This window comes from Lysobacter soyae (assembly GCF_019551435.1).
Classification (GTDB): Bacteria; Pseudomonadota; Gammaproteobacteria; order Xanthomonadales; family Xanthomonadaceae; genus Solilutibacter; species Solilutibacter soyae.
Genome location: NZ_CP080544.1, coordinates 1,166,143 through 1,182,811, shown reverse-complemented (window position 1 = coordinate 1,182,811; position 16,669 = coordinate 1,166,143). Strand labels below are relative to the sequence as shown.

Below are 16,669 nucleotides of genomic sequence, written 5' to 3'. Positions count from 1 at the left end.
ACCTTTTACAGCCTCAGGACGCCGCACATGGCCATTGAAATCAAAGTTCCGGTACTCCCCGAATCCGTCTCGGACGCCACCATCGCCTCTTGGCACAAGAAGCCCGGTGATGCCGTCAGCCGCGACGAAAATCTTGTGGACCTGGAAACCGACAAGGTGGTGCTGGAAGTCCCCTCGCCTGCCGACGGTGTGTTGAAAGAAATCAAGTTCGATTCCGGCGCCACCGTTACGAGTCAGCAAGTGATCGCCATCATTGAAGAAGGCGCGGTCGCTGCAGCGCCGGCACCGGCGAGTGCCGAAGCCCCCGCTGCCGGTGCGCAAGAAGTCCAACCGAAAGCCCAAGCCGCGCAAACGCAAGCAGCGGCCCCGGCGAGCCAAACGCCGGCACCGGTAACTTCAAACGCCAATGCACAATTGCCGCCGGGTGCCCGTTTTACTGCGGAAACCAAAGGCATCGATTCGGCCAATGTGCAAGGCACGGGCCGTCGCGGCGCGGTGACCAAGGAGGACTTGGTCAACTTCGCTGCCGGCAAGACCGCCGGTATCAGCAACAACGCGATGGCCGGCACGCAAGGCGCACGCCCGGAAGAGCGCGTCCCCATGACCCGCATCCGCAAGCGCATTGCCGAGCGTTTGATGGAATCGAAGAACTCGATCGCCATGTTGACTTCGTTCAACGAAGTGAATTTGGGCAAGGTCATGGCCATGCGCAAAGAGCTTGGCGAACAGTTCGAAAAGGACAACGGCATCAAGCTCGGCTTCATGAGCTTCTTTGCCAAGGCCGCTGCCAATGCCTTGGAAAAATATCCGGTGGTCAACGCCTCGGTGGACGGCGATGACGTGATTTATCACGGCTACGCCGATATTTCTGTCGCTGTGTCGACGGACAAAGGTCTGGTCACGCCGGTGCTTCGCAACGTCGAGCGCATGAACTTCGCCGACATCGAAAAAGGCATCGCCGGCTATGCCAAAGCCGCACGCGAAGGCGGCCTCAAATTGGAAGACCTCCAAGGCGGCACGTTCACCATCACCAACGGTGGCACTTTCGGCTCGCTGTTCTCGACGCCGATCGTCAACCCGCCGCAGTCCGCCATTCTCGGTATGCACGCGATCAAAGAACGCGCCATTGTTGAGAACGGCCAAGTGATTGCAGCGCCGATGATGTATATCGCACTGTCGTACGACCATCGCATCATCGATGGCAAAGAAGCTGTGTTGTTCCTCGTGGACATCAAGAACCAGCTGGAAAATCCGAGCCGCATGTTGCTCAGCTTGTAAATCGTATCTACAGGAACAGGACACTGCACATGGCAGAGCAACAAGAATTCGACGTAGTGGTTATCGGTGGCGGCCCTGCCGGTTACCACGCAGCCATCCGCGCTGCACAACTGGGCTTGAAGACCGCCTGCATTGACGCGGCACTGGGCAAAGACGGTCAGCCGGCACTGGGTGGTACTTGCTTGCGCGTTGGCTGCATTCCGTCCAAGGCGCTGCTTGATTCCAGTCGTCAGTACTGGAACATGGGCCATATCTTCAACGAGCATGGCATCAGCTTTGCAGACCAGAAGATCGACGTGGCGCAGATGGTCGGTCGTAAAGACAAGATCGTGAAGCAATTCACCGGCGGTATTGCGGCGTTGTTCAAAGCCAACAAGGTGACGGCCTTCTACGGCTTCGGCAGATTGCAAAAAGGCAATGTCGTCAGCGTCAAGCAACATGACGGCACCACCGTCGAGCTGAAGGGCACCAACGTGATTCTTGCGGCGGGTTCCGACTCCATCGAGTTGCCGTTTGCCAAGTTCGACGGAAAGAACATCGTCGATAACGAAGGCGCGCTCGATTTCACCGAAGTCCCGAAGCGCTTGGGCGTCATCGGCGCGGGTGTCATCGGTCTTGAGCTCGGCAGCGTCTGGAATCGCCTTGGTTCCGAAGTCACCGTCTTCGAAGCCATGCCCGATTTCCTCGCGGCTGCCGACAAGGAAGTGGCCAAAGTCGCCGCGCGTGAATTCAAGAAGCAAGGATTGGATATTCGCTTGGGCACCAAGTGCACCAAGATCGAAGTCAAAGCCGACGGCGTGCACGTGTCGTTCACGGATGCCAAAGGCGACCAGGAACTCGTCGTTGACAAATTGCTGGTTGCGGTCGGTCGCCGTGCCGCTACCAAGAATTTGTTGGCCGACGATACCGGCGTCAAGCTCAACGACCGCGGTCAAATCGAAGTTGATGAGCACTGCCACACAGGCGTCGATGGCGTTTGGGCGATTGGCGACTGTGTTCGCGGGCCGATGCTGGCGCACAAGGGTTTCGAGGAAGGCATTGCCGTGGCCGAGTTGATCGCCGGGCTGCCGGGGCACGTCAATTTCGACACAATCCCGTGGGTCATTTACACCGAGCCGGAGCTCGCTTGGGTGGGCAAGACCGAAGAACAGCTCAAAGCCGAAGGCGTTGCATACAAGGCGGGTAGCTTCCCGTTCGCTGCAGTGGGCCGCGCTGTGGCGATGTCCGAGCCGATCGGTTTCGTCAAAGTACTGGCCGACGCGGAAACCGATCGCGTCTTGGGTATGCACCTTGTGGGCCCGAATGTGTCAGAGTTGGTGCACGAAGGCGTACTCACGATGGAGTTCAAGGGTTCTGCCGATGACTTGGCACGTATCTGCCACGCGCATCCGAGTCTGTCGGAAGCTGTGCACGATGCGGCCATGGCTGTGGCCAAGCGCGCGATCCATAAAGCCAACTGATTTCCTCGCGGAATCAACGCTTGGAAAAACGGCGCGCTTCGGTGCGCCGTTTTTGTTTCAGTTATCAGTCCATAGTTGAAGAGGACCACCATATCGATGAAGTTCAAGAGCATCCACAATCCGCTTTGGGCCACGACCTCCCCGGTCATCGGCTTGTTCTGTCTCGGCATCGGCTTTGCCGCGCCCCCGTCTACGATCGTGGATATCTTGCTGGTCATCGGTCTGGCGATCAGTGTGGTTTCGGCCGTTCACCATGCCGAAGTGATTGCCCATCGCGTCGGTGAACCTTATGGCACCCTCGTCTTGGCATTGGCGGTGACGGCCATTGAAGTGGCCTTGATCGTGTCGATGATGATTGCGGGGGGTGAACATCCTGGGACTTTTGGTTTGGCGCGGGACACCGTCTTCGCGGCGGTCATGCTCATCTTGAATGGCATCATTGGATTCAGTTTGCTGGCAGGCAGTCGCCGGCATCGCACACAGAAATATCAAATTCATAGCATCACCGCTGCCCTGGTGACACTGACGGCCATTGTTTCGCTCACCTTGGTGCTTCCGAACTTCACCAGCAGCTCGCACGGACCGACCTACACCACCGCACAACTGATTTTCGTCGCGATTGTGACCCTCGTCTTGTTCATCGCCTTTACCGTTTTCCAAACCATAGACTATCGCGATTACTTCCTCCCTTTGATCGACGGAAAGCCGGCGGACGAGTCCATTGGCGACATCGACAAACCGAGCAACGGAGAAACTTGGGCGAGCTTGGTACTGCTGTTCATCGGCTTGGTGGTGGTTGTGCTGTCGGCAAAAAAATTGGCGCCGACGTTGGAAATCGGCCTTGAGGCGGTCGGCGCGCCTCGCGCCGTCGTCGGGATCGTCATCGCCATGATCGTGCTTTTGCCGGAAGGCGTCGCCGCTGTGCGCGCGGCATTAAACGATCGTGTGCAAACAAGTTTGAATCTCGCCGCGGGCTCTGCAATCGCCAGCATCGGATTGACCATTCCCACGGTTGCCATCGTCGCCTTGGTGATGGGTTGGCCGCTTGAACTGGGCCTCGACCAGAAGTCCTCCGTGCTTTTATTCATCAGCTTGTTCATTACCTCCATATCGTTGCGCACCGGCAAGACCAACAAATTGATCGGTACCGTCCATATCACTTTGTTGGCCGTCTACCTGTTCCTGAGTTTTGTGCCGTGAACGCGCCCCGCCCTTTCCCGATGAATTGGAAGCAATGAAGAAGATTTGTGTGTATTGCGGCGCCAACGCAGGCGCACGGCCGGCTTACACCGCAGCCGCTCGCGCTTTGGGCGAACGCATTGCGCGTGACGGGCATGCCCTCGTGTACGGCGGTGGCAATGTTGGATTGATGGGACAAGTCGCCGACGCCACGCTCGCGGCCGGAGGCAACGTTTACGGCGTCATTCCGCAGCAGCTCGTCGAATGGGAAGTCGCGCATCGCGGCCTCACCGAGTTGATCGTGGTCGATAACATGCATACGCGAAAAATGCGCATGTTCGAAATGGCCGATGCCTTTATCGCGCTACCGGGTGGATTCGGCACCTTGGACGAAATGTTTGAGATGTTGACCTGGCGACAATTGGGTCTTGGCAAAAAGCCCTGCGCGTTCTTAAGCGTGGAAGGGTTTTGGTCGCCGCTGATGTCTGTGGTCGATACGATGGTGACGGAACGCTTCTTGCATGAAGACCAACGCGCCGATCTCTGGCATGGCGAAGATATCGACGCACTCTTCGAGTGGATGACGCACTACACCCCCGCCAACGCGGACAAATGGCTCGACGAAAAACGGCGAAGCCAACTTAAAGGCATGAAGGACACCTGAGTTATGAGCAAATTCAATGCGTTTCGGATCAGGGACGATGCCCAGGGTTATCGCAGCGGTATCGAGGCAGTCACATTGGACGATCTGACGCCTGGCGAAGTTGACATCAAGGTGGCTTGGTCCTCAATCAATTTCAAAGATGCGTTGGCGGCCACCGGACAAGGAAAGATCCTGCGCAATTTCCCGCTGAACGGCGGCATTGATGTCGCCGGCACGGTCGTTGCTTCACGCGATTCCGCGTTCAAGGAAGGCGACGCGGTGTTGGTGACCGGCTGCGGATTGAGCGAGACGCGCGATGGCGGCTATTCGGAATACGCACGTCTCCCGGCGAAATGGGTCATTCCCCTTCCAACCGGGCTGGATCTACGGCAAGCGATGATTTTGGGCACCGCCGGTTTCACTGCCGCGCTGGCCCTGTTTCGAATGCAAGACAACCGACAGACGCCCGACATGGGGCCGATCGCCATCACCGGCGCGACGGGCGGTGTCGGCTCATTGGCTGTCGCCATCTTTTCTCGTGCGGGTTACACGGTCCACGCGGTCACGGGCAAAGCCGACCAAGCGCCCTACCTCAAGTCTTTGGGGGCGAGTGACATCTTGGGGCGTGACGCCTTGGATACCCGCCGGCCGATGGAGTCGGCCCGTTTCGGAGGCGCCTTGGACAATGTCGGAGGGGCGATGTTGAACAGTCTCCTCGCGCAGACGGTGCCCTACGGCAATGTCGCCACCGCAGGCCTTGCGGCCTCTTCCGAGTTACCGACCACCGTGATGCCGTTCATCATCCGCGGCGTCTCCTTGCTCGGCGTGGCATCGGCAGGCACCGCCCGAGACATCCGTGAGGCCGTTTGGGCACACCTCGCGTCGGATTGGAAGCCTCAGAATCTGGATGCCATCGCCACTGATGAAGTCACGCTCGATGGCATGGCCCCGATTTTCGAGCGCATGCTGGCCGGGCGCTCGCTCGGCCGGACCGTAGTGCGAATTGGCGCATCCGCGTTGTAAACTTAGCCAAGCCTCTGGGAAAGCCGCATGTCACACATCCTGATCGTCGACGACTCACCATCGCAAGTCTTGGGTTTGCAGCGCATTCTCGAAAAGATGGGCCACCAGGTCAGCGCCGCGGAAGACGGTGCCGCCGGTGTTCAGGCGGCAAAAGATCTGTTGCCGGATCTGATCCTGATGGATGTGGTGATGCCGAATTTGAACGGTTTCCAAGCCACCCGTGCGATCTCGCGCGAACCCACCACTGCGCACATTCCCGTCATCCTGGTCACGACCAAAGACCAGGAAACAGACAAAGTCTGGGGAATGCGTCAAGGCGCCAAGGCTTATGTCACCAAGCCTTTCAGCGAATCCGAACTGCAAGCTTCCATCAACGCCTTCCTGTCGCCTGAAGCCTAAACCTGCTCACGCATCAAAGGCCTGCTTGAGAGACGCGTAAGCGTCTCTTTGCGCATCTGAGACCGGCACCGGCGCGACGATTTCCAACTCGACAATTTGATCGCCTGGCGATGCGCCGGGCAAGCCGCGACCGCGCAAACGAAGTTTCTTGCCGGCTTCCGAACCTGCTGGAATTTTGAGTTCGACCTGTCCGCCCAAGGTGGCGACGCTGATTGTCCCGCCCAACGCGGCTTGCCACGGCATGATCGGCACGATGTGCAGGATATTCCGGCCATCGACTTCAAAATCGGGGTGCGCCGCATACTCGACTTCCAACAACAGGTTGCCGCCGTTTGCGCCTTGGTTGGGCAGGCGAATGACCTGACCTTGTCGAATGCCTTTGGGAATCTTGATGTCCAGTGATTTGCCGCCGACACCAATGCGGATCGACTCGCCTTTGTAGACAGCTTCCAAGGGCACGCTCAACTTCGCCCGGCTGTCACCATTGCCACGAGCCCCCGGTGCGCCGCCCGCGCGTCCGCGACCGCGCCCGAACATTTGCTCGAAGAAATCACTGAAACCGCCACCTGCACCGCCGCCGGCAAAGATTTCTTCGAAGTCGAAATCGTCCTGGCCGCCCCGGTGGAAACCGCCGCCGGGTGGCGGAACATCTTGGCCGGGTCGATAGCCCGCGGCGCGCAATTGGTCGTAATGGGCGCGCTTCTGCGGGTCCCGAAGTGCCTCATACGCCTCATTGACTTCCTTGAAGCGCTCTTCCGCCCCGGCCTCTTTGCTGACGTCCGGGTGGTATTTCCGCGCCAGCCGGCGGTAGGCGGTCTTGATTTCCGCTTCTCCGGCGCCGGGCTCAACGCCCAAGATCGCGTAATAGTCTTTGAACTGCATCGGTAATTCCCATCACTTGCCAGAGCTTCATTATCCAACGACGGGTCGACGGCGCGTACACGCCGTCTTTCATCTGGTGTGAATAGACTTTGAGCTGGTCTTAAAGGATGCCGTAATGACTATTGCAGTGGGCGACTCCCTGCCCTCCACCCGAATTGAAATTGTTGGAAACACCCTCGGTGCAGCGACCGAACAAGTTGACCTCGCGACCTTCGCTGCAAATCGCAAACTCGTGCTGTTCTCGGTTCCCGGTGCATTCACGCCGACCTGCTCCGAACAGCATCTGCCCGGATTCGTCGAGCACTACCGCGAATTCAAAGACAAGGGCGTCGACGTTGCCTGCGTCTCGGTTAATGACAAGTTTGTCATGCAGGCGTGGGCCCAGTCGCGCAACGTGCCAGAGGGCATGTTGATGATCGCGGACGGTAATGGCGATCTGGTGAAAGCCCTCGGCTTGGATTCGGACTTCAGTGCCTACGGCATGGGTACGCGCGGTCAGCGCTTCGCCTTGCTGGCAGACAACGGCGTCGTGAAATCCGTCGAAATCGAAGCACCGGGTGAAATGCGTGTATCCAGTGCCGAAAACATGTTGACCCATATCTCTTGATCTCCCAGGAAGAATCCCATGGCTACCAAAAAAGCGACCAAGAAATCCGCAACCAAGAAAGTCGTTGCCAAGAAGACAGCGGCGGTCAAAGCGTCCGCCCGCGCTGTGCAGGAACCCAAGCCCACGGCTGAGCGCAAAGTCAGCGTCTCCTATGAGCGTGAGGCTTTCACAGATGTGGCGACCTTACGCGCCAACGCGCGCAAAAATGTCGACAAAGGTGCGGTCACCGACAGCTACGGTGCCGACCGGAAGTTGGTGATCGAACTGCTCAACGAAGCGTTGGCCACGGAATGGGTTTGCGTGTTGCGCTACATGCGCCATTACTTCACGGCCTCGGGCATGCTGGCCGATGCGGTCAAAGCTGAGTTCCTGGAGCATGCCAAGCAAGAGCAAGCCCATGCGGACAAGATTGCCGAGCGCATTGTGCAGTTGGGCGGTGAGCCCGACCTCAATCCGGCAACGCTGACCGAACGCTCGCACGCCGAGTACAAGGAAGGCGCAAATCTCAAAGACATGGTCAAGGAAAATTTGATTGCCGAGCGCATCGCGATCGATAGCTATCGTGAAATGATCAACTACATCGGCGACCGGGATACGACGACAAAACGTATGCTCATGGCCATCCTGGCCCAAGAAGAAGAGCATGCCGACGAATTCGCAGACCTGTTGAACGGCTGGATCGGCAGCTAAACCTAAACCTCTAGAACGCCTCACCCACACGTTTTGGCGTGGGTGAGGCGTCGGTTTTATTCGGCGTCTGTGTCGCCGTCAGCCTCATCCAGCGACACGTCCAAACGCTCGATTGCCTGGAGTTTTTCGCCTTCTTGCATGCGCATCAGCGTGACGCCTTGCGTGTTGCGACCGACTTGCGCGATATCCGCCGCCGGCGTGCGCACCAAAGTGCCGCCATCCGAAATCAACAGCACATCGTGATGATCACTGAGTTGGATTGCACCGACGAGTGCGCCGTTGCGGTCTGTGGTCTTCAATGCTATGACGCCTTGCGTACCGCGACCCTTGCGGGGGAAAGCCGTTTCTTCGGTGCGTTTGCCGAAACCGTTTTCACTCGCGGTCAGAATGTCGCCATCGCCGTCAATGACGATCAGACTGCACACATGCTCACCTTCGGCCAGCTTCATGCCACGGACCCCGGTGGCGGTACGACCCATCGGACGCACCGACTCACCCGCGAAACGGACCGCCTTGCCATTCGATGCGAACAACATGATGTCGCGGCTGCCGTCTGACAGCTCGGCATTGACCAAGGCATCACCCTCGGCCAAATTGATGGCAATTTTTCCGCGTGCCAATTTGTAAGCGAACTCGGTCAACGCCGTTTTCTTTACGGTGCCGTTGCGCGTGGCAAAGAAAACATACTTGCCTTCTTCGTATTCACGCACCGGCAGCACCGCTTGCACGCGTTCTTCCGGCTCCAAAGAAATCCAATTGACGATCGGGCGACCGCGCGCCTGCGGTCCTGCGTCGGGCAATTGGTGAACCGGCAACCAGAAGACACGACCGTTGCTGGTAAACGTCAGGAGCGTGTCATGCGTGTTGACCAACCACAGTTGATCGATGAAATCCTCGTCCTTCGTCGCAGCGGCGTTACGACCTTTGCCCCCACGGCGCTGGGCGCGGTAGGTCGTCGCCGGCTGGCGCTTCGCATAGCCCGCATGCGACAGGGTGACTACCACGTCTTCAGGTGCGATCAGGTCGAGAATATCGAGGTCTTCTTCGCTGGCGCGAATCTCACTGCGACGTTCGTCGCCGAACTCTGCCCTCGTCTTCTCAAGTTCGCCGCGGATCACCTGCATGAGGACACCGGGCTGCTCGAGAATTTCGATCAAGCCGCGGATGGCCTCCAACAACTCACGATATTCGTCGGTCAGTTTTTCTTGCTCAAGACCGGTCAGGCGATGCAAACGCATATCCAGGATCTGTTGCGCCTGGATCTCGGTCAATTGATAACCGGAGGCCAGCAATCCCACACCACTCGGCAAATCCTCCGGACGTGAGGCATCAGCACCTGCCGATTGCAGGAGCGCACCCACCATGCCGGCCTGCCAGACTTTGGCCAACATGCGTTGTTTTGCTTCATCCGGATTCGCCGACGTTTTGATCAGCTCGATCATTTCGTCGATGTTGGCCAGCGCAACGGTCAAACCTTCCAAGATGTGCGCGCGGGCGCGGGCCTTGCGCAACTCGAAAATCGTACGGCGCGTCACCACTTCGCGGCGATGGCGCAAGAAGGCTTCCAGAATTTCCTTCAATCCCAAGGTCTTCGGACGTCCGTCGACCAAGGCCACCATGTTGATGCTGAAGACGGATTCCATCTGCGTCTGCGCGTACAAGTTGTTCAAGACAACGTCCGCCGATTCGCCGCGTTTGACTTCGATGTAGATGCGCATGCCGTCCTTGTCGGACTCGTCGCGCAATTCGCTGATGCCTTCGAGTTTCTTTTCCTTCACAAGTTCAGCGATCTTCTCAATCAATCGCGCCTTGTTGACCTGATAAGGGATCTCGGTGACAACGATGGCTTCCCGACCGTTGTCGGCCACTTCAATCGTGGCGCGCGAACGCATACGGACGCGACCGCGACCCGTCTTATAGGCGAGATGAATGCCACCGACGCCGTTGATGATCGCGGCGGTCGGGAAATCGGGTCCGGGGATATGCTCCATCAACCCTTCGACATCCAGTTCTGGATTGTCGATCAAGGCCAAAAGCCCGTTGATGATTTCGGTCAAGTTGTGGGGCGGGATGTTGGTCGCCATCCCCACGGCAATACCGGCGGAACCGTTGACCAGCAGGTTCGGGAAACGCGTCGGCATCACCGTCGGTTCCATTTCCTTTTCGTCGTAGTTCGGTTGGAAATCGACGGTTTCTTTGTCGATATCCGCCATGAGCTCGTGCGTCAGCTTGGCCATGCGCGCTTCGGTATAACGCATGGCGGCGGCAGAGTCGCCATCCACCGAACCGAAGTTACCTTGCCCGTCTACCAGCATGTAGCGCAGGGAAAACGGTTGCGCCATGCGCACGAGCGTGTCGTAAACGGACGCGTCGCCGTGCGGATGGTATTTACCGATGACGTCACCGACGATACGCGCCGACTTGTAATACGGGCGATTGCTATGCGCACCGAGCTCGTCCATGGCGAACAGAACGCGTCGGTGGACAGGCTTCAAACCGTCGCGAACATCAGGGAGCGCACGTCCGACGATCACGCTCATGGCGTAATCGAGGTAGCTGCGGCGCATTTCGTCTTCGAGATTGACCGGGATGATTTCCGGTGCCGGGTCCATCGGTTGTTGTGACATCAAGTCTTCCGAATCAGGCGGGATCAGGGCTGAAAGCGCCCCAGAACAGCCTGAAATTTTAACATAAACAGACTTTGAATTCCAACCGAATCCACTCGGAAATCAATAACTTATAGCCGCCTTCACTCCCTTTTTCGGCGGTTATTTCAGAACGCGATCAGGGCGTACCGAAAACAGCCCGCATGCCGGTTTCATCCGGCGACAGAATGACGCCGCGCTCAGTGACAATGGCATCGATCAAGTCATGGGGTGTGACGTCGAACACGGGGTTCCACGCGACGATTCCCTCAGCGACGGTGCGTTTTCCCAATGCCGTGAGCAACTCACCGGGATCACGTTCTTCGATCTCGATATGTTCGCCACTTGCCGTATCCATATCAACGGTGGAAGACGGTGCCACCACCATCACTTTGACGCCATGGTGTCGCGCGGCGATGGCCAATTGATACGTGCCGATTTTGTTGGCGGTGTCGCCGTTCGCACAAATCCGGTCGGCGCCGACGACCACCCATTGCACTTGACCGGTTTTCATCAAGTGCGCGGCTGCGGCATCGGCGATCAAGGTGGCAGGAATGCCATCTTCTTGCAGCTCCCAAACGGTTAACCGCGCACCCTGGTTCCAAGGGCGTGTCTCACCGGCAAAAACCTTGTCGATGCGCCCTTCGGCCACGCCTGCACGAATGACGCCCAAAGCCGTGCCGAAACCGGCCGTCGCGAGTGAACCCGTATTGCAATGGGTTAAGACACCGCTGCCGACGTCGATCAATTCGGCACCCGCACGTCCCATCAAACGGTTGGCTGCAAGATCTTCCGTCGCAATGGCCAGCGCCTCTTGCTCCAGCGCCGAAAGCCAGTCACTTCCCGACTTCGCGAGCACAGCACGCATTCGGCCCAGCGCCCATGCCAGATTCACGGCGGTAGGCCGTGATGCATTCAAAACATCGAATGCCGGTTGCAATTGCTTCAAGGCCGCTTGGCCGTCGCCTGCACTGACTTGTTTGGCAGCGAGCACCACACCCCATGCCGCCGAAATGCCGATCGCCGGCGCACCGCGCACAACGAGGTCACGAATGGCTGCCGCCACTTCGTCGAACGTATGGAGACGCCGGTAAAACGTCTCAAACGGCAGCACGCGTTGGTCCAGCAATTCGAGTACCTCGCCCGTCCAACGAATTGGACGGACGTGGTCATAGCGATCGAAGTCGACAGTATTCATATCGACATTCTAGTGGAGCCGTCCTGTTTGTACCGCGACTCAATAACCGCGGACTTCAAACTCCGCACGGCACCCGCCGGCCACCCACACACCACGGCGATCGATCCCCCAGGTACGACCTTCAATACAAGCCGATTTGGAAATTTGCCGACGGAAGCGGACCTCGCCACGGGTATTCGTACCGCAATAATTTTGCCGCCCGTCAATGGACTCACAAAGGAAGGAGCTGGTATTGCCGTAGCGACCATTGTTGTTGTCCCAACGTCCACCGCGCCCGTTACCCCAACCGGACCGTGCTTGGAATTGTGCGCGGCAACCTTTTTGAACCCAAACCGTACCGTTGCGCTGACCCCAGGTTCTGCCTTCCACGCAAGCGTTCTTGGAAATTTGACGGATGATGACGGCGTTGCCGCGACCTGGCACAGCACATTCGCGATAGTCGTTACGTACTGAAGCGCACTCGAAGACCTGACCGTTCCCGCCGCGATCATAGCCGCCGCGGTAGTTGCCATATTGCTGGGCGTACGCCGTGCTCGCCAACGCACAAAGTCCAAGTGCAACGACAACAGGGTTTTGAATTCGCATCTTCAATTCTCCTTGGAGACGACTACCAAACCGCGAATACAGCGCGGCAACCTGACTTCACGACAATCGCACGTTGCTCCGTGCGCCACGATTTGCCTTCCACACACGACTTGTTCGACAACTGTTCTTTGACCTGGATGTGCTCCACCGCCGGGATGGGACAACGTCGGGGCTGATTGTCTTCGGACTCACAGCGAACGAGCGCCGCATTGGCAGGAATCTGCGGTTTTGCGACGATATCGCGCGGTTCGATATCTATCTGGAACTCTGCGCGGCAACCCCGACGAACCCAAATTTCATCGTCGTCGAAGCCCCAGGTGCTGCCGTAAGTACAAGGTGAAGAGGAAATCTTTTGCACCAAGCGCACCCCTTTGCCCGTGTCGATGCGACAGCGCTTACGCATGCCGTTTTCCGAATCACAGCGCGTGATGCGCGCCGGCACGCCGCTGGCAACCGGTTCCTCTGCCGCGCCGATGCGAAATTCCGCGCGGCAGCCGGACGCAACCCAGACGCCTTCGTTACGCACACCCCAGGTTTGATTGCGGATACACGCCGAGGTGTCGGAGAGCTGACGTGCCAGTCGAACTCCGTCGCGTGTATCTGCGCTACAGAGCTTCCAACGGTGTCCGACCGATTCACAAATCAAGACCTGATTGCCGTAGACCTTTTTCGGCGGGCCCAAATTGAAGTCTGCGCGACATCCGCCGCTGACTTGGATGCCATCGCGGGTACCCCGCCAGTTCCGATTCTCCACACATTGGGTCTTGGAAAGTTGGCGCAAGAGGTGAACGCCACCACTGACATCGGCCTTGCAGACATTGGTCTCCATGGCCCGCGATTCGCAGCGGATGACTTTTCCGTCCTCGGCTTTTCGAAACAGATTCCGGATGTCAGCGGCGAACGCCGTCGTCGGCAACGCCACCGCAAGCAGCAGGCAATTGACGGGATTCATCGTGGCGGCAAAATCGCGTTTCATGGCTTCAATCTATCGCACATTCATGAATGCGATGACAATTCAGGCGTTTCAAGCACGCTGGAAGTTAAACGAGATAACCGGGGCGATCGTGTTGACTGCTTGCATCGCCATCAACAAGCGATCCACACCCAATGCAACACCGGCACTTGCGGGCATCCCGTGCTGCAATGCGGCGACGAGGTTTGCGTCGGACGGCGGCCCCGAGGTACCGCGCAGTTGCCGTTGCGATTGATCTGCCATTTGCCGCCTTGCTTGTTCGACCGCGTCGATAAGTTCGTCATAGCCATTCGCCAATTCCAGTGCGCCCGCATACAACTCGAATCGCCTCGCGACAGGATCTCCTTGTGAGTCGGCTTCAACTTTCGCCAAGGCACTTTGCGATGCAGGATAGTCACGAATCGTCGTGAGCCTGTTGTCGGGGAAATTCGCTTGAATGCGATGGGTGAAAATCAAATCGAGCCAGTCATCGCGCGTCAGGCCAGCAGGATCAACATTGATGCCGTCCGCAGCTTCAACGATCTCCGCATCACTGGCGCGGAGCGGATCCACATTGACGGTGTCAATGAATACTTGACGATACGTCAGGTCTTTTCTTTCAAGCTGTCGACCGCAAAGCGCCATGGCCGCCATGACCAGTTCGGCCGTCTCGTCCGTCAGTCGATCCAAGGTCCAGCCGACGCGGTACCACTCAAGCATGGTGAATTCGGGATTGTGTCGGCCGCCGGCCTCACCGTTTCGGAAGACCCTTCCCAATTCGTAACAGTCACCGATGCCGTCCGCCAATAATCGCTTCATGGCGAATTCCGGCGATGTCCGCATCCAGCGCGTTGGCGCACCCGCATCCACATGGCCCGTGAAGCGCGTGGAAAAAGACTCGATGTGGATATCCGTCGTGCCGGCGGCTGACAGAATCGGGGTTTCCACTTCCAGCGCCCCGGTGCGTTCGAAATGTGCGCGGAACATGGCGTAAAGACGCGCCCGCAACACGATCGCGTCGCGACCCGCGCTTGGCCGCCAATCTGCGTTAATGCTCATGCGCCTGCAGAAATGCCGTCAATTGCGCTTCGTCCCAAATCTCCACGCCGAGTTCGGTCGCCTTGGCGAGCTTGCTGCCTGCCGCCTCGCCCGCAACGACAATCGACGTCTTCTTGGAGACGCTGCCGCTGATCTTCGCACCCAACTGCTCCAATCGCCCGGCCGCAACATCGCGCGACATACCGGCCAAGCCACCTGTGAGGACAACGGTCTTGCCCAACAGCGGTCCATCGGCCGCACGTTTGGGCAGACCTTCAGGAAAGCGGACGCCTTGCTCACGCAACGCATCCAAGACGGCAGCATTATGTGGGGCCTCAAAAAAGTGCTTGATGTGATGAGCCATGATGCTACCGACATCATCCACCGCCATCAGTGCTTCGATGTCCGCATGCCGCAACGCATCCAAACTGCCGAAATGGCGGGCCAAGGTTTTTGCTGTCGCCTCCCCCACATCCGGAATACCCAGCCCGAACAGCAAGCGTTCAAGACTGGTTTGCTTGCTCGCCGCAATGGCAGCAATCAGATTCTCAGCCCATCGCGTCGCCTGACTTTCCTTCGCACCCTCGCGCGCATCCTGGCGTCGCTTCATGGCCATCAGGTCATCCACAGATAGCCGGTACAAGTCCGCGGGCGAATGCACCAGATCTGACTCCACAAGCGCTTCGGCGATCTTTTCACCCAAGCCCTCGATATCCATGGCGCGACGTCCCGCAAAATGGACCAAGGCCTGGACGCGCTGCGCCGGGCAAAACAGGCCGCCCGTGCACCGTGCCACCACCTCGCCGTCCTCACGTTCGACGGCCGACCCGCAGACCGGACACGTGGCGGGCATCTCGAATGGCTGGTGCAAGGCCAGACCCGATGCATCGACGGGACGCTCTTCCAAAATGACACGCACGACCTCCGGAATGACATCGCCGGCTCTGCGTACCACGACGGTGTCGCCGGGGCGCACGTCCAGTCGCGCAATTTGATCTGCATTGTGCAAGGTGGCCCTTGCCACCATCACGCCGCCGACATGCACCGGCTCCATGAGCGCCCAAGGCGTGACGGCCCCGGTGCGTCCGACGTTCACCTCGATCGATTCGACTCGCGTGGTCACTTCTTGTGCCGGAAACTTGTGGGCAATCGCCCATCGGGGCGCGCGTGAGACAAAGCCCATTTCCCGCTGTTGGTCAAACCGATCCAGCTTGTAAACCACACCGTCGATGTCGAACGGCAACTGATCGCGCTTATGCGCCATCGCATTGAAAGCCTCGAGGAGACCTTCGAGTCCCGCCGTGGTGGATGCTTCAGTGCTGACGGGAAAGCCCAACGTCCGCAACCACGACAGAACATCGGAATGTCGTTTTGGCACGCCGGTGGCGGGCTCGACCTCACCCAAGGCATACGCGAAGAACGCCAAGGGTCTGCCTGCCGTCACACCAGGATCCAGTTGACGAAGCGACCCTGCTGCGCCATTGCGCGGATTGGCAAGCACCTTTTGGCCGCTGGCACGCGCACGTGCGTTGTATGCCTCGAAATCCGCCCTCGGCATGACGACCTCACCACGTACCTCAAGTACCGCAGGCACGTCTTCGCCCCTGAGTTTCAACGGCAAGGACTTGATGGTCCGCAAATTTGCCGTGACATCTTCGCCGGTGACACCGTCTCCGCGCGTCGCACCGCGAACAAATCGACCCTGCTCGTACCGCAGACTGATCGCCAAGCCGTCGAACTTGGGCTCGATGGAAAACTCAGGCGATTCGGTACCCAACTCTTTACGAATACGCTGGACGAATTCCGCCACTTCGTCATCGGTGAAGGCATTGGACAAGGACAGCATCGGCACCGAGTGAACAACGCTGTCGAATTTACCTGAGGGCTTTGCGCCAACGCGTTGCGTGGGGGAGTCGGCCGTCACCCACTCCGGGTGCTCCGCCTCCAGCGCCAGCAACTCGCGAAACAGCGCGTCCCACTCGGCATCGGTAATGGCCGGATCGTCGAGGACGTAGTAACGGTAATTGGCTTCTTCAATTTGTGCACGGAGCAGGTCCATGCGTCCGGACACGTTGTTCATGGCGTCAATC

General features: G+C 58.4%; 15 protein-coding genes. 8 read left to right on the top strand and 7 right to left on the bottom strand.

Features of this window, described 5'->3' with window-relative positions; translation table 11 throughout:
- The first annotated feature begins 27 nt into the window (after nucleotides 1-27).
- The 6 genes from sucB to H8L67_RS05670 all read left to right on the top strand — a co-directional run bounded on the left by sucB (nucleotide 28) and on the right by H8L67_RS05670 (nucleotide 5,982).
- Nucleotides 28-1,278 carry a dihydrolipoyllysine-residue succinyltransferase gene (sucB, locus tag H8L67_RS05695; RefSeq protein WP_220378904.1) on the top strand — a complete coding sequence of 417 codons (1,251 nt, stop codon included), beginning with the start codon at nucleotides 28-30 and terminating at the stop codon, nucleotides 1,276-1,278.
- Nucleotides 1,279-1,307: 29 nt separating this feature from the next.
- The gene (lpdA, locus tag H8L67_RS05690; protein ID WP_220378903.1) at nucleotides 1,308-2,738 is read left to right on the top strand and encodes a dihydrolipoyl dehydrogenase; all 1,431 of its coding nucleotides are present in this window, start codon (nucleotides 1,308-1,310) and stop codon (nucleotides 2,736-2,738) included.
- Nucleotides 2,739-2,834: 96 nt separating this feature from the next.
- On the top strand, nucleotides 2,835-3,938 hold the full coding sequence (locus tag H8L67_RS05685) for a calcium:cation antiporter (RefSeq protein ID WP_220378902.1): 1,104 nt from the start codon (nucleotides 2,835-2,837) through the stop codon (nucleotides 3,936-3,938).
- Between the two features lie 34 nt (nucleotides 3,939-3,972).
- Nucleotides 3,973-4,581, top strand: coding sequence for an LOG family protein (locus H8L67_RS05680; RefSeq protein WP_220378901.1), 609 nt, complete (start codon nucleotides 3,973-3,975; stop codon nucleotides 4,579-4,581).
- A 3-nt stretch (nucleotides 4,582-4,584) separates the two neighbouring features.
- Complete coding sequence (locus H8L67_RS05675) at nucleotides 4,585-5,583, top strand: oxidoreductase (protein WP_220378900.1); 999 nt, start codon at nucleotides 4,585-4,587, stop codon at nucleotides 5,581-5,583.
- A gap of 27 nt (nucleotides 5,584-5,610) precedes the next feature.
- On the top strand, nucleotides 5,611-5,982 hold the full coding sequence (locus H8L67_RS05670; protein ID WP_220378899.1) for a response regulator transcription factor: 372 nt from the start codon (nucleotides 5,611-5,613) through the stop codon (nucleotides 5,980-5,982).
- 6 nt (nucleotides 5,983-5,988) lie between these two features.
- Here the strand turns inward: H8L67_RS05670 and H8L67_RS05665 are convergent, their stop codons facing one another.
- Nucleotides 5,989-6,864, bottom strand: a complete 876-nt coding sequence (locus tag H8L67_RS05665; RefSeq protein ID WP_220378898.1) for a DnaJ C-terminal domain-containing protein — start codon at nucleotides 6,862-6,864, stop codon at nucleotides 5,989-5,991.
- A gap of 115 nt (nucleotides 6,865-6,979) precedes the next feature.
- On the opposite strand from H8L67_RS05665, the gene H8L67_RS05660 reads away from it, so the two are divergent.
- Together H8L67_RS05660 and H8L67_RS05655 are read left to right on the top strand one after the other, a co-directional pair.
- On the top strand, nucleotides 6,980-7,471 hold the full coding sequence (locus H8L67_RS05660) for a peroxiredoxin (RefSeq protein WP_220378897.1): 492 nt from the start codon (nucleotides 6,980-6,982) through the stop codon (nucleotides 7,469-7,471).
- Between the two features lie 18 nt (nucleotides 7,472-7,489).
- Nucleotides 7,490-8,161, top strand: coding sequence for a ferritin-like domain-containing protein (locus tag H8L67_RS05655; protein ID WP_220378896.1), 672 nt, complete (start codon nucleotides 7,490-7,492; stop codon nucleotides 8,159-8,161).
- A gap of 56 nt (nucleotides 8,162-8,217) precedes the next feature.
- On the opposite strand, the gene gyrA is transcribed toward H8L67_RS05655, so the two are convergent.
- From gyrA to ligA, 6 genes are all read right to left on the bottom strand, one after another.
- The gene (gene gyrA / locus H8L67_RS05650) at nucleotides 8,218-10,773 is read right to left on the bottom strand and encodes a DNA gyrase subunit A (protein ID WP_220380754.1); all 2,556 of its coding nucleotides are present in this window, start codon (nucleotides 10,771-10,773) and stop codon (nucleotides 8,218-8,220) included.
- A gap of 172 nt (nucleotides 10,774-10,945) precedes the next feature.
- On the bottom strand, nucleotides 10,946-12,004 hold the full coding sequence (gene mtnA, locus H8L67_RS05645) for an S-methyl-5-thioribose-1-phosphate isomerase (protein ID WP_220378895.1): 1,059 nt from the start codon (nucleotides 12,002-12,004) through the stop codon (nucleotides 10,946-10,948).
- A gap of 39 nt (nucleotides 12,005-12,043) precedes the next feature.
- Nucleotides 12,044-12,589 carry a DUF3011 domain-containing protein gene (locus tag H8L67_RS05640; RefSeq protein WP_255555822.1) on the bottom strand — a complete coding sequence of 182 codons (546 nt, stop codon included), beginning with the start codon at nucleotides 12,587-12,589 and terminating at the stop codon, nucleotides 12,044-12,046.
- 22 nt (nucleotides 12,590-12,611) lie between these two features.
- On the bottom strand, nucleotides 12,612-13,565 hold the full coding sequence (locus H8L67_RS05635; protein WP_220378894.1) for a DUF3011 domain-containing protein: 954 nt from the start codon (nucleotides 13,563-13,565) through the stop codon (nucleotides 12,612-12,614).
- A gap of 48 nt (nucleotides 13,566-13,613) precedes the next feature.
- On the bottom strand, nucleotides 13,614-14,600 hold the full coding sequence (gene epmA, locus H8L67_RS05630) for an EF-P lysine aminoacylase EpmA (RefSeq protein WP_220378893.1): 987 nt from the start codon (nucleotides 14,598-14,600) through the stop codon (nucleotides 13,614-13,616).
- A complete protein-coding gene (gene ligA / locus H8L67_RS05625; protein WP_220378892.1) occupies nucleotides 14,590-16,659 on the bottom strand; it encodes an NAD-dependent DNA ligase LigA in 2,070 nt (689 codons plus the stop codon). The genes epmA and ligA overlap by 11 nt, the downstream gene beginning before the upstream one ends.
- Nucleotides 16,660-16,669: the final 10 nt, after the last annotated feature.